Origin of the sequence: Oryzomonas japonica (assembly GCF_008802365.1) — a bacterium.
In the GTDB taxonomy this organism is placed as follows: domain Bacteria; phylum Desulfobacterota; class Desulfuromonadia; order Geobacterales; family Pseudopelobacteraceae; genus Oryzomonas; species Oryzomonas japonica.
The window spans coordinates 109518-123945 of record NZ_VZQZ01000001.1 but is presented as its reverse complement, the minus strand read 5'-3'; the positions used below and the strand labels follow the sequence as shown (position 1 = coordinate 123945).

The 14428-nt window shown below is 62.7% G+C and carries 14 protein-coding genes; all 14 read right to left on the bottom strand.

Going from position 1 to position 14428, the window contains the following annotated elements; all coding sequences use genetic code 11:
• Positions 1–34: 34 nt before the first annotated feature.
• The 14 genes from F6V25_RS00610 to gspC all read right to left on the bottom strand — a co-directional run bounded on the left by F6V25_RS00610 (position 35) and on the right by gspC (position 14399).
• On the bottom strand, positions 35–436 hold the full coding sequence (locus F6V25_RS00610; RefSeq protein ID WP_151126214.1) for a tetratricopeptide repeat protein: 402 nt from the start codon (positions 434–436) through the stop codon (positions 35–37).
• Between the two features lie 4 nt (positions 437–440).
• Positions 441–626, bottom strand: coding sequence for a hypothetical protein (locus F6V25_RS00605; RefSeq protein ID WP_151126211.1), 186 nt, complete (start codon positions 624–626; stop codon positions 441–443).
• Positions 627–1343, bottom strand: coding sequence for a lysophospholipid acyltransferase family protein (locus F6V25_RS00600; RefSeq protein ID WP_151126209.1), 717 nt, complete (start codon positions 1341–1343; stop codon positions 627–629). It abuts the gene before it with no gap.
• Between the two features lie 161 nt (positions 1344–1504).
• On the bottom strand, positions 1505–1963 hold the full coding sequence (locus tag F6V25_RS00595; protein ID WP_151126208.1) for a 23S rRNA (pseudouridine(1915)-N(3))-methyltransferase RlmH: 459 nt from the start codon (positions 1961–1963) through the stop codon (positions 1505–1507).
• A 164-nt stretch (positions 1964–2127) separates the two neighbouring features.
• The gene (gene rsfS / locus F6V25_RS00590) at positions 2128–2541 is read right to left on the bottom strand and encodes a ribosome silencing factor (protein WP_151126206.1); all 414 of its coding nucleotides are present in this window, start codon (positions 2539–2541) and stop codon (positions 2128–2130) included.
• A complete protein-coding gene (nadD, locus tag F6V25_RS00585; protein ID WP_151126204.1) occupies positions 2517–3182 on the bottom strand; it encodes a nicotinate-nucleotide adenylyltransferase in 666 nt (221 codons plus the stop codon). The genes rsfS and nadD overlap by 25 nt, the downstream gene beginning before the upstream one ends.
• 234 nt (positions 3183–3416) lie before the next feature.
• Complete coding sequence (gene gspN / locus F6V25_RS00580; protein ID WP_151126203.1) at positions 3417–4259, bottom strand: type II secretion system protein GspN; 843 nt, start codon at positions 4257–4259, stop codon at positions 3417–3419.
• Positions 4256–4807: a general secretion pathway protein GspM gene (locus tag F6V25_RS00575; RefSeq protein ID WP_246166918.1), complete on the bottom strand. Its 552-nt coding sequence runs from the start codon at positions 4805–4807 to the stop codon at positions 4256–4258. Before F6V25_RS00575 ends, gspN begins: the two co-directional genes overlap by 4 nt.
• On the bottom strand, positions 4804–6117 hold the full coding sequence (gspL, locus tag F6V25_RS00570) for a type II secretion system protein GspL (protein ID WP_151126201.1): 1314 nt from the start codon (positions 6115–6117) through the stop codon (positions 4804–4806). Before gspL ends, F6V25_RS00575 begins: the two co-directional genes overlap by 4 nt.
• Before the next feature lie 51 nt (positions 6118–6168).
• The gene (locus F6V25_RS00565; protein ID WP_151126198.1) at positions 6169–8733 is read right to left on the bottom strand and encodes a glycosyltransferase family 1 protein; all 2565 of its coding nucleotides are present in this window, start codon (positions 8731–8733) and stop codon (positions 6169–6171) included.
• A gap of 10 nt (positions 8734–8743) precedes the next feature.
• Entirely contained in the window at positions 8744–9955 is a 1212-nt protein-coding gene (gene gspF / locus F6V25_RS00560) for a type II secretion system inner membrane protein GspF (protein ID WP_151126196.1), read from the bottom strand.
• Complete coding sequence (gspE, locus tag F6V25_RS00555) at positions 9936–11507, bottom strand: type II secretion system ATPase GspE (protein ID WP_151126195.1); 1572 nt, start codon at positions 11505–11507, stop codon at positions 9936–9938. Before gspE ends, gspF begins: the two co-directional genes overlap by 20 nt.
• On the bottom strand, positions 11504–13426 hold the full coding sequence (gene gspD, locus F6V25_RS00550) for a type II secretion system secretin GspD (protein WP_246166917.1): 1923 nt from the start codon (positions 13424–13426) through the stop codon (positions 11504–11506). Before gspD ends, gspE begins: the two co-directional genes overlap by 4 nt.
• A gap of 91 nt (positions 13427–13517) precedes the next feature.
• A complete protein-coding gene (gene gspC, locus F6V25_RS00545; RefSeq protein ID WP_151126191.1) occupies positions 13518–14399 on the bottom strand; it encodes a type II secretion system protein GspC in 882 nt (293 codons plus the stop codon).
• Between the last annotated feature and the right edge of the window lie 29 nt (positions 14400–14428).

The window sequence follows — 14428 nt, the reverse complement described above, 5'->3', positions numbered from 1 at the left end:
TACGGGGCGCACCGAGAATGGATCTTGAGCGAAGTTACCGCTCCCGCTGTAACGGCACCAGCATGGCGATTTTTTGATCGCAGCGCCCGATCCACTCCGTGCCGGGCTGCACCAGCCAGCGATCGGCGTAGAAGGCGCTCCGCAGGGCACGGTAGGCGATCAGGGCACGGTTGACGTCCCCCTGCCGTTCCGCGATTTCTCCCAGGAACCAGAGTTTTTGGGCCGCCTTTTCAATGGTCGGATGGGAGGGTATATACATATGGATGGCCGACTCGTATCCTGCCAGCGCCCCGGTGAAATCGCCCTTGGTGAAGGCCGCTTCGCCCGCCTGGAACTGGGCCTCCAGCCGCCACCAGGTCCCGGCGAGGAACAACAGCAGGGTGAGCACGATGATGACGGCGGCGTTGACGGCGGTTTTTTTGATTCGTTCGTCCATTAATTCACCTGAAAAATGAGGGGATTATGGTCAACAGGATGCCGACCGCCGTCAGGATGACGCCGGCCAGGACCGCCAGCGCGGCGGCGATATCGTACGGCTTTTGCAGGCGATGGGCCGCGGGCAACCCCCAGATAACGGCGGCGAGACCGACAACGACCAGCGCGAGATACTGATAACCGATTTCCATTCAATGCTCCAGGGCCGAAACGATGGTGGAACGGGTCCGCTCCATCAGCGCTGTTTCGGCTTCACTTTTTGAAATGTCCGGCGGCAGCACCAGCGGCGGGTGCAGCACGATGTCGATTGCACCGCTCGAAAGCCTGATCAGGCCTGCGGGGTTGATCCTGCCGCTGCCGTTGATCGTGACCGGGACCACCGGCACGCCGGCCTTGCGCGCCAGGATGAAGCCGCCGCGCTTGAACGGCAGCAGTTCCCGGGTCAGGGAGCGGGTCCCTTCGGGGAACATGACCACGCTCTTCCCCTCCCTGATGATCGCAGCGGCGTTGTCCATGCTCTTCAGCGCCTTGCGGCCGTCGCCCCGGTCCAGGGGAATGTAGCCGCCGCGCCGCATGGAGGGGCCGAAGACCGGGATATCGAAGAGCTCTTTCTTGGCGATCCAGTAAATCTGGCGCGGCATGGCCGCCAGGAGCGCCAGGATGTCGAAATTGCTCTGGTGGTTGCTCATGAAGATGACCGGCCCGGCCGGGAGGTGCTCGCTGCCGCTCACCGTCACCCTGACGCCGGCCATGGCAAGGGCCAGCCGCGCCCAGAGCCGGGCGTGAACGGCATAGACCCTCCCGCTGCCGTCCAGCAGGGTGCCGAGAAGCGCGCTGGCGGCGAAGAGGAAGGTGATTGGAACAAACAACGCCAGATACAGGTATGCCCGAATTCGGGAAGCGTCCACGGTGTCTCGCTTAACAGGTTGTTGAAAAACTCGGGTTGTTCAAAAATAGTCAGATCGTCGCACCCGGAGAAAGCCTTGAGGAGGCGTAGCAGCGCTACGCCGCACGAAGGGGCTTTCGAGGATGGCGGCGAGATGGCTGTTTTTCAACAACCTCTTACTCGTCAATGATGATACGGTTCGTTATTCAGTATGCTGAACGCCCGGTAGAGCTGCTCCAGCAAAAACACCCGCACCATCTGGTGCGTAAAGGTCATCTTCGACAGGGAGAGCAGCCGCCCGCGGCTGCGGAATTCTTCGGAAAATCCGTAGGCGCCCCCCACGGCAAAAATCACTTCACCGATACCGGCATCCCGCTGTGTCCCGATAAAGGCGGCCAGTTCCGGGGAAGCCATCTGGCGGCCCCGCTCGTCCAGCAGCACCAGGGTCGCTCCGGGCGGAATCTGCTTTTCCAGCCGCTCGCACTCGCGCCGCCGCATCTCTTCGGCCTCGGCGCCCTTCTCGTCCCGCACCTCGCACAACTCCAGCGGGCAGTAACGGCGGATGCGCCCGGCATAGTCGGCCAGCGCCTCCTTGACCCACTCTTCCTTGCTCTTTCCCACCCAGAGGACTCGGAGCTTCATCGTTTGTACCGTTTTGTCAGATTAACAGGCTTGTGAAAACTCAGGTTGTTCAAAAATAGTCAGATCGTCGTAACCGCAGCAGGCCCTGAGGAGGCGTAGCAGCGCTACGCCGCACGAAAGGGCCTGCGAGGACGACGGCGAGATGGCTGTTTTTCAACAACCTGTCAAAAATCGTCTTCCTTGCGGGCGCTTTTGATCTCCTCCGGCAGGTCCAGTTCCGGTGCCAGGTGCCAGAGTTCGTCCAGCTTGTAGTAATGACGGAGCTGGTCGCTGAAGATATGCACGATCACGTCGCCGTAATCCATGACGATCCACTTCCCCTCGTTCTCCCCCTCGATATCCTGAATCTTGCCGTACTGCTTCAGGCCGGTCCGGATGCCGTCGGCAATGGCTTGGTTCTGCTTGTCCGAGTTGCCGGAGATGATCACCAGGTAGTCGGCGATGGAGGAGACCTTCGAGATGTCCAGGGCCCGGATGTCGAAGGCCTTTTTGTCATAGGCCAGTTCGGCGCATTTCAATGCCCGCTCCTGGGAGGAAAGCACCGGTTTCTCTGCTACTGTCGTTTTTGTGACCGGCATGTGTTGTAGATCCCCTGTTCTGTAATGTAGGCCGCCACCTGCGGCGGCACCAAATCGGCGATGGAACGCCCCGCCGCTGCCAACTCGCGGATTTCGCTGGACGAAATATCCAGCGGGTAGCCGGAAAGGAATTGGACGCTGGTGCCGGCAGTATGGTACAGCCTGCGTGCGCCGGAAGTATAGCTGAACTCTGCCCGTATGGCAACAGGAAGGGCTTCCACCGGGTCGCTGATGCGCTTGCCCGGCCGCTCCACCACGATCAGGTTGCAGGAGGCGAAGATCTCCCGGAAACGATACCACTGCCCGATCTCCAGGAACGAATCGCTGCCGATGATAAAGGAGAGCTCATCCTGGGGAAACCGCTCCCGGAAAACACGGATCGTGTCGATGGAATAGGATTTACCGGCCCGTTCACCCTCGACCAGCGATAGTTCGAAAAAGGGATTGTCGCTGATCGCCAGAGCGACCATGCGGCTACGCTGGGCAAAGGGCACCTCCCCCGCCAACGGTTTGTGGGGCGGGTCACCGGTCGGAATAAAGACCACCCGGTCGAGGGCACAGGCCTCCCGCGCCTCCTCCGCTATGTGAAGATGGGCAAGGTGCACCGGGTTGAAGGTGCCCCCCATCAGTCCAATTCGCATATTGCTTTCACCGTCCGATTGAAACCAAAATCAACATCCGCCACGGAGACACAGAGACACAGAGAAAAGCAATAAACAGGAAGCACTTGAAAAGTCCCCTCCCCCCTTGCGGGGTAGGGGAAGTTGATTTGTGAGGCTTTTGCGACAGTCTTCCTTGTAAAGCAGGTTCCGCCTTTGACGTTCTCTGTGTCTCCGTGTCTCTGTGGCAGAAGTGCTTTGCTTTTATCTTAATATTTACATGATGACCGGCTTGAGCAGGGTTCCCCTGATCGGCACCTTATACACGCCGGGCGAGGCCGTGAACTTGGCCAAAAGCAGGAACACCAGCTTCTGTTTGTCCATGAACTCCGGCTTGGGCATGATCTCAAGGGTCAGGTTGAGCGGCAGCGTCGCGGCATTGGCGCCACCCGGGAGTTCCCCCGACAGCCGCATGTAGAGGCCGTCCCCCTGCAGGGTGAAGCTCTCCAGTCGCGCCCGGCCGTTCGTGACCCGTACCATCCCCTGGCAACGCAGATTCGCGGCGTCGGGCAGCGGAAAGGCCCCCAGTTTGACCCCGGTGAATGCCAGCTGTTTCACCTCCAACTTTAGGTCGCCGGACACCCTGCCCGATTTGCGGGTAAGCCTCCCCTCGCTCCAGAGGCTTCCCCCGGCCGTGGCGCCCAGGACAGTCTTGAAGAACGGGATGTCCGACAACTGTATGCCGTCGGCGGCGAGTTCCAGGGCGTCCGGGCCGTTGATGCCGTATCCCAGGTCCAGGTGTCCCGCCCCCAGGGCCGCGGTTACGCCGACCACGGCGTGCCCCGTTGCCAGCGGCAGCAGCCGGAGCCGGACGGCCAGCCGGTCGAAGCGCGCCAGCGCCCCCTGGTCGGAGGAGAGGACCGGCTGGCGCCACGCCAGGCCGGGGAGCAAGGTTTTGTGCGCTCCGGGAGTCAGGGCAAGTCCCTGATCGGCCAACAGGCGGCCGATCAGTTCGTTCACCCGTTGCGTGGGCAGGAAGAGGTAGGTGCAGGCCAGGAAGAGGGCTATACCCGCCGCCAGCAGGCCGCCCACCCGCAGCAGGCGTTGCCGTGGTATCATTTGCGCTGTCCGGGGGCCGGTTTCAGCAGGGCGACGATCAGGGCCAGGTCGAGGCGGGAGGGGTCGTCGAAACGAACCCGCAGGTTGGCCTTTTTCACCAGTACCGGCCGTCCCCCCTTTTCCAGGCGGTAGATCAGGTTGATGGCCTCATTGGCGGTCACAGCGTCGATCCTCACGTCGGCGGCATCTTCCAGCATGCCGCCCCGCTCTTCCCCCTTGATCGGGGCGATCTTGACCCCTTTGCCCTTGATGCCGATCTCGTCGATGACCTTGGCGACGGAATCGTCGGGACGGACCGATGCCATGCGCCCAGCTAGCTGGTCGGAGGATTGCTTGGCCGTGCGGTAGGCAACACTGAGCGGCAGCAGTTCTTTGAGCACCGCCTCCCGCGCGTGACGTTTCTGTTCCAGGGCCGCAGTGCGACCGGCCAGGGCCGACCACAAAAGGAAGACGGCCAGGAGGGCGATCAGGCAGTATCCGGCCGTGAGCCGGGTGCGGCGGTCCAGGTCGCGCCAGAAGTCTTGGAGTTCTGCCAGCAGGTTCATCATTTCCTGGCCTCCTTGAGCGTGCCGACCAGGGTGAAGGTCACGGAGCCGTCGGGGCGGCTTTTGACCTCACCCAACTCCACGGTCGCCATGAACGGCGCCAGGGCCGCCTTGAATTCGTTGACCGCCTGGGCCGACCGGGCATCCCCCTTTACTCGCAGGTTCCCCCCCTCAAGCTCGGCCTCGTAAAGGCCGTTGATGGTGGTACCCTTGGCTTCGGCCAGTTTCTTGAATACGTCGAGGGAGGAGCTTCCCTCCGCTGGGCCGGCCAGCTTTCTGATCTCCCCCTTGACCTCGGCCACTTCATCCACGGCCTTGGGGCGGCCGGGGAAGATCCCCCGGTAGATGGCGGCTATGGATTTGTCCAGGGAGGTTAGATCGGCCTTCGCGGCCCGGTACTTGAGCCCCTGGGAGACGAACAGCAGGATAACCGCCGCGGCCAAAAGGGAGGCGGTTACCATGAGTTTTTTCCGCAGGGCGGCGTCACCGGCCGTCCAGGCCAGTTCCAAACGGCGGAAGTCGGGGAGCGCGCCGGCTTGGCAGGCCCGGGCCACGGCCAGGAGCCCGGCCAGGTGTTGGAATGCCTGATCGGTTTTAAACAGGGGGGCCAGGGCATGGGGCATTTCCAGCCGCTCCGTTGGCAGGGCAAGGTCGCCGCTGGCTGCGAGTTCGGCCGCTCGTTCGCCGAAGAGGACCAGCCGGGGAGGGAGCGGTGCCTCCGCCAGTTCCAGGGCCGCCAGGGTGGCGGTGATCCCTTGGTGCGGTTCGGCGGCGTCAAGGGCGCGGGCGAAGGTCACCCGGTCTCCACTCATGATCGCCAGGGCGGTGCCGTCGCACACCGCGGCGTCGGCGGGGCATTCCGGCAGGAAGTTCCAGGCGAAGGGGGCGGATGTGATCACCTGCGGTTCGCAGCCGGCCTCCCGGAAGGTGTCGATGGCGTGGCCGAGATCGGCCTTGCGCGCCCACAGGGCCAGGTAGCGCCCGCTTTCGAGCGGGAGGGCATCGAACACGACCTCTTCCACCGGCAGGGCGATCTCGCCCTGCATTTGCCCCGGCAGCACCTCCCGCACCTTGCGCAGGTTATCCAGCGGCAACTCCACCTCCCGCTGGGCGAACAGTGTCGGGGAGAGGCAGAGCACGACGCGCGGCGCGCCGTCGATACCGGCTGCGATCCGGCCGGCGATAGCGGAGAGCGGCTGTTCCTCGGTTATTTCGAATTCGGCTGCCCCCGAAAAGGAGAGGGACGTGCCCCCAACCCCGAAGCGGGCCGCAAGAACACGTTGTGATTCGACCTGTATGACCAGATAGTCCATGTCGTTCCTATGTTACGTTAATAATCAAATAAACGGGCAGGGGGCTGCCCGTCATCCCCAGAGCAGATACCCCGGTTCGTACACATTCCCCAGCACCTTGTGCCGGGGCATGACCCGCAGCATGAAACCGTGCCGACCGCAAAAGCGGCATTCAATGGTGCCGCTGAACAGGTAGAGGCCGTTGCCGGCCGGCGTTACACTCTCCAAGGGGACCGTTTCCCCTCCCTGAATGTTTCCGGTTGAATCCAATACGCCGAAATACCCCTCCACCGCCACATCCTCCACCGGAAGATCCCCCAGGAATACCTTGGCGGACACCGGCACGAGACTGCCCACCGCCACGGCATCGGCGACCTGGGCAGAGGCATCCTCGATGCGCACCAGCGGCCAGGCATTGAAGGTGCGCTCCTTCCAACGTGCCAGGTCCAGGGCTAGGGCCAGGTTGTCGTCCACCAACTGTTTCCATTGCTGATAGGAAGGGGTATAGGAGCGGCCGGCGTATTCCTGCACCATACGGTCGGTGGAGAATACCGGGCAGAGGCTCTGCATGGAGGCTTTCATGGTGGCGATCCAGGAGCGGGGGATGCCGTCGCTGCCCCGGTCGTAGAAATGGGGGACGATCTCCTTTTCCAGCAGATCGTAGATGGCCCGGCTCTCCACCTGGTTCTGGTACTCCGTATCCTCGTAGACCTCGCCCTTGCCGATGGCCCAGCCGTTGTTGCCCTGGTACCCCTCGCACCACCAGCCGTCGAGGATGCTCATGTTGAGGCCGCCGTTGAAGGCCACCTTCATGCCGCTGGTGCCGCTGGCCTCCAGGGGCCTCCGTGGGGTGTTGAGCCACACGTCCACCCCCTGCACCAGGTGGCGGGCCACCGCCATGTCGTAGTCCTCGATGAAGACGATCCGGTGGCGGAAACGTTCCAAGTCGGAGATCTGATTGATCTGGCGGATCAGTTCCTTCCCCTCCTGATCCTGGGGATGGGCCTTGCCGGCGAAGATGATCTGCACCGGCATCTCCGTATTGTTGAGGATGCGCGCCAGCCGGTCCAGGTCACGCATCAGCAGCGTGCCGCGTTTATAGGTGGCAAAGCGGCGGGCAAAGCCGATGGTCAGCACCTCCGGGTCCAAGACCTCCTCGGCCGTGGCGATCTCCTTGACCGTGGCCCCCACCTTGACCAGCTGTTCCTTGAGACGCTTGCGGGCAAAATCCACCAGCTTTTCGCGGCAGCTCTGGCGGGTGCGCCACAACTCGGCGTCCGGGATCTTTGAAACACGGCGCCAGACGTTGTGGTCGGTCGGGTCGTCCAGCCAGCGGGTCCCCAGGTAGCGCACCAGCAGGCTGGCCATGTGGTTGGACATCCAGGTGCGGGTATGGACGCCGTTGGTGATGGAGGTGAGCGGCAATTGCTCCTCGGGCAGTTCCGGCCAGGTGTTCTTCCACATCTTGCGCGAGACCTCGCCGTGCAGTTCGCTGACGCCGTTGGCGTGGCCGGCCAGCTTGAGGGCCAGTACCGCCATGCAGAAGGTCTCCTGGGGGTTCTTCGGGTTCTGGCGCCCCAGGCCGAGGAAATCGTCGCGACTCAGGCCGAGGGAGCGGTAGTATTTACCGAAATAGCGATCCAGCAGTTCGGCGGGGAAATGGTCGATGCCCGCCTCCACCGGGGTATGGGTGGTGAAGACGTTGCCGGCTCTGACGATCTCCAGGGCCTCGTTGAACCGGACGCCCCGTTTCTCCATCAGGAGCAGGATGCGTTCCAGGGCCAGGAAGGCGGCATGCCCTTCGTTCATGTGGCACACGTTGGGGATGATCCCCAGGGCGCGCAGGGCGCGAATGCCGCCGATCCCCAACAGGATCTCCTGCAGGATGCGCATCTCCTGATCGCCGCCGTAGAGCTGCGCCGTGATCAGGCGGTCGTCGGGGTTGTTCTCCTCCAGATTGGTGTCCAACAGGTAGAGCGGCACTCGGCCGACCTGCACCCGCCAGATGTGCACCTTGAATCTGCGGGGGCCGAAGTCCAACTCTATGCTGAGCGGGGTTCCCTGTGCGTCCCGCTCCAGGGTCAGCGGCAGGTTGTAGAAATCGTTCTCCGGGTAGTACTCCTGCTGCCACCCCTCGTTGTTGAGATACTGGCGGAAGTAGCCCTGGCGGTAGAGCAGCCCCACGCCCACCAGGGGCAGCCCCAGGTCGGAGGCCGATTTGAGGTGGTCGCCGGCCAGGATGCCCAGACCGCCGGAATAGACCGGCAGCGACTCATGCAGCCCGAACTCCATGGAAAAATAGGCCGCCTTCATCTGGGAACTGCCGTTGCAGGTCTTCTGGAACCAGGTTTTCTCCGCCAGATAGTCGGAAAGCTTCTCGTCCACCATAGCGAGATGGGCCATGAAGCCTTCATCGTTCTTCAGGCTCTCCAGGGTGGTCTGCTGGAGGATGCCCAGCATCTCAACCGGGTTGTGGCGCGTGGCTTCCCACAATTCGGTGTCCAGGCGGCGGAAGAGGTTGATGGCGTCCGGTTCCCAGCACCACCAGATGTTGTAGGCAACCCGCTGGAGCGCAACCAACTCGTCGGTCAGCGACGGAACGACCGTGAATTTATGCAACATTTTGGTAAAGTCCATGGGGCTCTCCCTACTTGATCAACTGGTTCATCTCGAATATGGGCAAGAGGACGGCCATGACCACGACGCCGACGGCCAGGCCCATGCCGAGGACCAACAGCGGTTCCATCAGCCCCATCAGGCGGGTCAGCCGCGTGCTGAACTCCCGCTCGTAGGCGGTGCCCGCCTTGAGCAGCATCTCCTCCAGGGTGCCGCCCCGTTCGCCCACGCCGGCAAGATGAACCAGCATGGGGGGAAACAGGCGGCTCTTCTTCAGGCTTCCCGACAGGCTGCCCCCCTGGGAAACCTCCTCCATCACTTCGTGGAGAAAGGCGCGGTAGACCCGGTTGACCAGCACCTCGGAGGTGATCTCCAGAGCCCGGATGATCGGCACGCCGCTGGAGAGCAACAGCCCCAGAACCCGGGCAAAACGCGACAGGAGCAGGTGCTGCAGCATGCCGCCGGCTACCGGCAATCGGAGCAGTAGTTGGTCACGCTTCATGCGCAGATTGTCCCGCCGCATGGCGGAGCGGTAGAGCGGCACGGAGCCTATGATCAGTCCGGCCGGGATCCACCACCACCCCCGCAGGAAATGGGACAGCTTGATCAGGATCACCGTGATCAGCGGCAGGGCGGCCTTGCTCTCCTCGAAGATGACCACGATCTTGGGGATGACCACGGTCAGGAGGAAGAGCATGACCCCGCTCCCCACCAGTACCATCAGGATCGGGTAGGCCAGGGCGGAAACGACCCGGCTCTTTACCTGTTCCTGTTCCTCCAGAAAGTCGGCCAGCCGGTCCAGAACGGCATCGAGGGCGCCGCTGGCCTCGCCGGCAGCCACCATGCTGACGAAGCTCTCGCCGAAGATCCGCGGTTCGGCCGCCAGGGCACGGGACAGGGAGGCGCCTTCGGCGATCCGGTCCCGCACCCGCGCCAGCACCTGTTTGAGAGGGCCGGTCTCCTCCTGCTCGTGCAGCGACCCCATGGCCTCGAACAGAGGGACGGAGGAGGCCACCAGGGTGGCCAGGCGTCGGGTGAACAGGGACAGTTCGGCGGTGGTGATGCCCCGTTTGAAAGAGAAGGCCCGGGACGTGCCGCTCCCGGCCGCTTCTTCGCTGACCTCTCGGGGCAGGAGCCCTTTGCCCTTGAGCTCGGCCAGGGCATGGCGTTCGGTGTCGGCCTCGATAGAGCCGGATACGGTGGCCCCGGCACCGGTGTATGCCTTATACCGGTACGTCGGCATAGTCTTCCTGGGTGACGCGCAGCACTTCTTCGATGGTGGTGACGCCGGCGGCGGCACGGGCCAGGCCGTCGTCCCGCAGGGTCTTCATGCCGTGGGATACGGCGTATTCCTTGATCTCGCCGGCATGGGCGCGTTTGATGATCATGGAGCAGACCTCCTGGTCCACCGGCATGATCTCGTAGATGGCGCTGCGCCCCATGGTACCCAGGCCGTAGCATTTGTCGCAGCCCCGGCCCCGGTAGAGGCGCTCCGGCAGGGTGATGCCGGCATACTGTTCCACCGGCCGGTATTCCTCGCGGCAGTGGGGGCAGATCACCCGCACCAGGCGCTGGGCCATGACCGCGGTCAGGGACGAGGCGATCATGAATGGCTCGATGCCCATGTCCACCAGGCGTGTTACGGCCGTGGGGGCATCGTTGGTATGCAGGGTGGAGAGCACCAGGTGGCCGGTGAGGCTGGCCTGGATGGCGATCTCGGCCGTTTCGGCGTCGCGGATCTCACCAACCATGATGATGTCCGGGTCCTGACGCAGGATGGAGCGCAGGCCGGCGGCAAAGGTCAGGTCAATCTTGGCGTTGACCTGGATCTGGCCGATGCCCTTGATCTGGTATTCGATCGGGTCTTCGATGGTGATGATGTTCTTTTCGCTGGTGTTGAGCCGGTTCAAGGCCGCGTAGAGGGTGGTGGATTTGCCGCTGCCGGTGGGGCCGGTCACCAGGATGATGCCGCTGGTGCGGGCAAGCACCCGCTCCATGGTGCGCACCCCTTCGTCCCCCAGGCCGATGTCCTCCAGGGAGAGCACCCCTTTTTTCTTGTCCAGAAGGCGCAGGACGGCCCGCTCCCCGTAGTAGGTAGGGATGATGGAAACGCGGATGTCCACGTCGCGGCCGGCGACGAGTACGCGGATGCGGCCGTCCTGGGGCAGACGCTTCTCGGCGATGTTGAGACCGGCCATGATCTTGACCCGGGATACCAGGGCATCCTGGATGATCTTGGGGGGGGTCAGCTTTTCGTAGAGGATGCCGTCGATGCGGAAGCGCACCACCAGATCGCGCTCGTAGGGCTCGATGTGGATGTCGCTGACCCGTTCTTTGACCGCTTCCGAGAGGATGGAGTTCAACAGCCGGATGACCGGGGCCTCGTCGGCAAGGTCCAGCAGATCCTGGGGGTCGTTGAGCGCGGTGGCCACCGTGGAGAGGTCTTCACCCTCCAACTCCTGGAGTACCTCCTGGGCGGTGCCGGAGAGGCTGCCGTAGACGTGGTTGATAGCGTCTCCCAGGGTGGCCTCCGGCACCAGGACCGCCTCCACCGGCTTACCGAACAGAAGCCTGAGTTCGTCCAGGGCCAAGAGGGCCGCGGGGCTGGAGAGGGCGATCCTGATCCGCCCATCCTGTTCCCGCAGGGGCAGGATGGCGTGGGCCCGGGCAAAGGTCAGCGGCACCCGGGCCAACAGGGCCGGATCGACCTCGGCCACCGCGATCTCGGGTTGGCAGGCGATGCCCAGCCGCAGGGCGGTGGTGGCCAGTTCTTCCGGGGGCAGGCTCGGACTCATTTGCCGCTTATCTCCTTCTGCAGATCCACCGGCTCGACCCTCTTGGCGGCATCGCCGAATTTTGCACGCTGGGTGTCGGAGACCGCGGTAAGGTCGGAGTTATCCTTGACGATATGGGGGGTCAAAAGAATCATCAGGTTGGTCTTGGTCTTGCTTTTGCTCTTGGTCTTGAACAGCCACCCCAGGCCGGGGATATCGCCGAAAAACGGGACCTTGCTTATGGTTTCGTCATCCTGGTCCTGGATCAGGCCGCCGATCACGATCATCTCATTGTCCTTGACGACGACATTGGTCTTGGCCGAGCGCTTGGTGGTGATACGGTCCGTGGAACCGCTGCCGACCGTGACCGTGGAGCCGATGGCGGAGATCTCCTGGGAGAGGTCCATGCGGATGTAGTCTCCCTCGCTGATCTGGGGCTTGATCTTCAGGGTGATGCCCACGTCCTTGCGTTCGATGGAGGTGGTCGTGACACCGGAGGAAACGGTGGACGACCCCTGGAACGGGACGTTCTGACCCACGACGATCTCAGCCTCCTTGTTGTCCGAGGTCAGGATATTGGGCGTGGAGAGTACGTTCACCAAGCCGTTGGAGTCAAGGGCCTGGAGCACGGCCCCGATGTTCGCCGGCGTGGCTAAACTGGATAATCCGCTGGTGGACGAAATCGACGATGTGGCGGTTTCAATGGTGGAGAGAACGCCGAAGGGGTCATAGTATCCGGCTACGCCAAAATATCTGCTGATGCTGCTGACCCCCAGGGTGCCGAGCTGCATGCCCACTTGCCGCGATTTGGAGAGCGAGACCTCCGCGATCAACACCTGCACGAAGACCTGCTTGCTGCGCCGGTCCAGTTTTTTGATCACCTGGACCAGGTTGTTGTAATCGGCGGGAGACGCCATGATCACCAGGGAGTTGGAAGCCTTGTCCGCGGTGATGGTGACCTTGCCGCTGTCGAAGGGTGACGTCTGGGGCGCCGCCGTCGTGCCGGCCGCCTGTCCTGCAGTGGCCGTGGCGGCGCTGCTCATCCCCTTGATGACGCCGTCCAGCACCTTGGCCATCTCGGTGGCGTCGGTGTTTTCCAGATAATAGACATTGACCTTGTTGCTGGCCTCGGGCGACGGCACGTCCAGCTTGGCCACCATCTCCCGCACCGCATGTTTGATGCTGTCGCTGCCGAACACCAGAAGGGCGTTCAGCCGCTGGTCGGCCAGCACGTTTGCCTGACCGCTGGAGGCCGCAGCCGGAGCCGCGCCCGGCTGCCCGGTGGATTTGCTCTCGCTGCCCGTGAGCCATTGCTGGATAGTCTTGGCGGCGCTCTCGGCGGCGGCGTTTTTCAGGTAGATGATCTCGATCCCCTCACGGGTCTTTTCAGTGTCGATTATCTTCAAAATATCCTGAATCTTGCGCAGGTTGATGGCCCCGTCCAGCACCAGCAGGTTGCTGGAACCAAAGGCCGAGATGCCGCCGTCCTTGGAGACCAGCGGCTGCAGGAAGGGAATCGCCTCCTGGGCAGAGATGTTTTCCAGCTTGATCACCTGGGCGATGTAACTGTCGTTGACCGGCGGCCTCTTGCCCGACGGCAACAGGGGAAAGCCGGAGGTCTTGGCGTTTGCCGAAGGGACGACCTTCAACACCTTGCCGCTCTGCACCACCGTGAAACCTTTCAGTTCCAGCACCGAGGTAAAGACATTGTAGGCCTCTTCGTTGGAGAGCTTGGAGGGGGAATAGACCGAGATCTTACCCTTGACCCGATCATCCATCACGAAGTTCTTCCCGGTCAGGTCGCTGATGAACTTCACCATTGTGGAGATGTCCACGTCGTTGAAGTTCAACACCACCCCATGGGCGGCAAAAGCCGGCGAGGTGAATAATATTCCTGCCAGAAGCAGGGTGCAGAATGTGCGTATCAGGTACTGTTTCAAGCGTGCCTCCACGTTGTTTCGTAACAGCGGAATCGTTGATGACCGGCAGAAACGGTTTTCCTTTTCAGGCATGAACCGGAAGAGGGGCCATTCACCGTATATCGTAGTTGAATGTCGCCGGCTGTCCATCCCGGATAAGGTCGAGTTTGAGTTTGCTCTGCCCCTTGAGGGCGATGAACGACTGCAGAGCCTTGTCCGGCGAGTCCATGGGAAAATCGTTGAGCCGCAGGAGTACGTCACCGTTCTTGACGCCAACCAGGGCGAACAGGCCGTTAGGCTTCACCTCCGAGGCCCGGAACCCCTCCACCTTGCCGTCCTTCTGGCTGGGGAGCAGGCGGGCATCGCTCATGGCCTGGGCCGGGTTGTCCAGGGCGGCGTTAAGCGCCCGCTGGTCGATCACGAAATTTCCCCCGCCGATATTGGCGACCGACACGCCTCCCTGGGGGGTGCCCGGTTGAGCCGGAGCGGCCGGAGGGGGGCTCATGGGGGTCAATATCTCCACCTTTTTGCCGTTAATCACGATAAAGGCCCGTTCCTTGGTCACTTGGGCCAGACGCCCGGCGTCGAAGACCATGTCCCCCAGGCGGAACACGCGTTCCTCCTGCTTGGCGGTGTTGCGCACCAAGGCAAAGGTTTCGCGGAACGAGCCCGTCGCCGTGCCGAGCAGCAGCAGTTCGGCCGGCGCGGTCACCGGTGCGGCCGCCTGGGCCGCAGCAGGGGCGTTCACCAGCGGGGTGAGCTGTCCCTGGGTGGCCTTGCCGAACAGGCCGTTGACCAGAATCGGGGCGTAAAACGCCAGATCCTCGATCCTGGGGAGCGGCGCGGCCGTTGGTGCCGATTTGCCAGCTCCCACGCCCTTGGAAACAAAGGCGGAAGTGAGCCGCCGCCCCAGACCGTCGGCCGTGATGGCCGCCAAAAGGGCAATGATGACAATTCCAAGCAGGACATTTATGATGGTAAGAGCACGTGGCATAAGTGTATATCACCTTCCCCTTTGGGCAA

Bases quoted from the DNA above. Each gene is read 5' to 3' on its own strand.
- gspE (WP_151126195.1), bottom strand. From the start codon at position 11,507: ATGAGTCCGAGCCTGCCCCCGGAAGAACTGGCCACCACCGCCCTGCGG.
- gspF (WP_151126196.1), bottom strand. From the start codon at position 9,955: ATGCCGACGTACCGGTATAAGGCATACACCGGTGCCGGGGCCACCGTA.
- F6V25_RS00605 (WP_151126211.1), bottom strand. From the start codon at position 626: ATGGAAATCGGTTATCAGTATCTCGCGCTGGTCGTTGTCGGTCTCGCC.
- F6V25_RS00565 (WP_151126198.1), bottom strand. From the start codon at position 8,733: ATGGACTTTACCAAAATGTTGCATAAATTCACGGTCGTTCCGTCGCTG.
- F6V25_RS00575 (WP_246166918.1), bottom strand. From the start codon at position 4,807: ATGATGAACCTGCTGGCAGAACTCCAAGACTTCTGGCGCGACCTGGAC.
- F6V25_RS00595 (WP_151126208.1), bottom strand. From the start codon at position 1,963: ATGAAGCTCCGAGTCCTCTGGGTGGGAAAGAGCAAGGAAGAGTGGGTC.
- F6V25_RS00610 (WP_151126214.1), bottom strand. From the start codon at position 436: ATGGACGAACGAATCAAAAAAACCGCCGTCAACGCCGCCGTCATCATC.
- nadD (WP_151126204.1), bottom strand. From the start codon at position 3,182: ATGCGAATTGGACTGATGGGGGGCACCTTCAACCCGGTGCACCTTGCC.
- rsfS (WP_151126206.1), bottom strand. From the start codon at position 2,541: ATGCCGGTCACAAAAACGACAGTAGCAGAGAAACCGGTGCTTTCCTCC.
- gspN (WP_151126203.1), bottom strand. From the start codon at position 4,259: ATGATACCACGGCAACGCCTGCTGCGGGTGGGCGGCCTGCTGGCGGCG.
- gspL (WP_151126201.1), bottom strand. From the start codon at position 6,117: ATGGACTATCTGGTCATACAGGTCGAATCACAACGTGTTCTTGCGGCC.
- gspC (WP_151126191.1), bottom strand. From the start codon at position 14,399: ATGCCACGTGCTCTTACCATCATAAATGTCCTGCTTGGAATTGTCATC.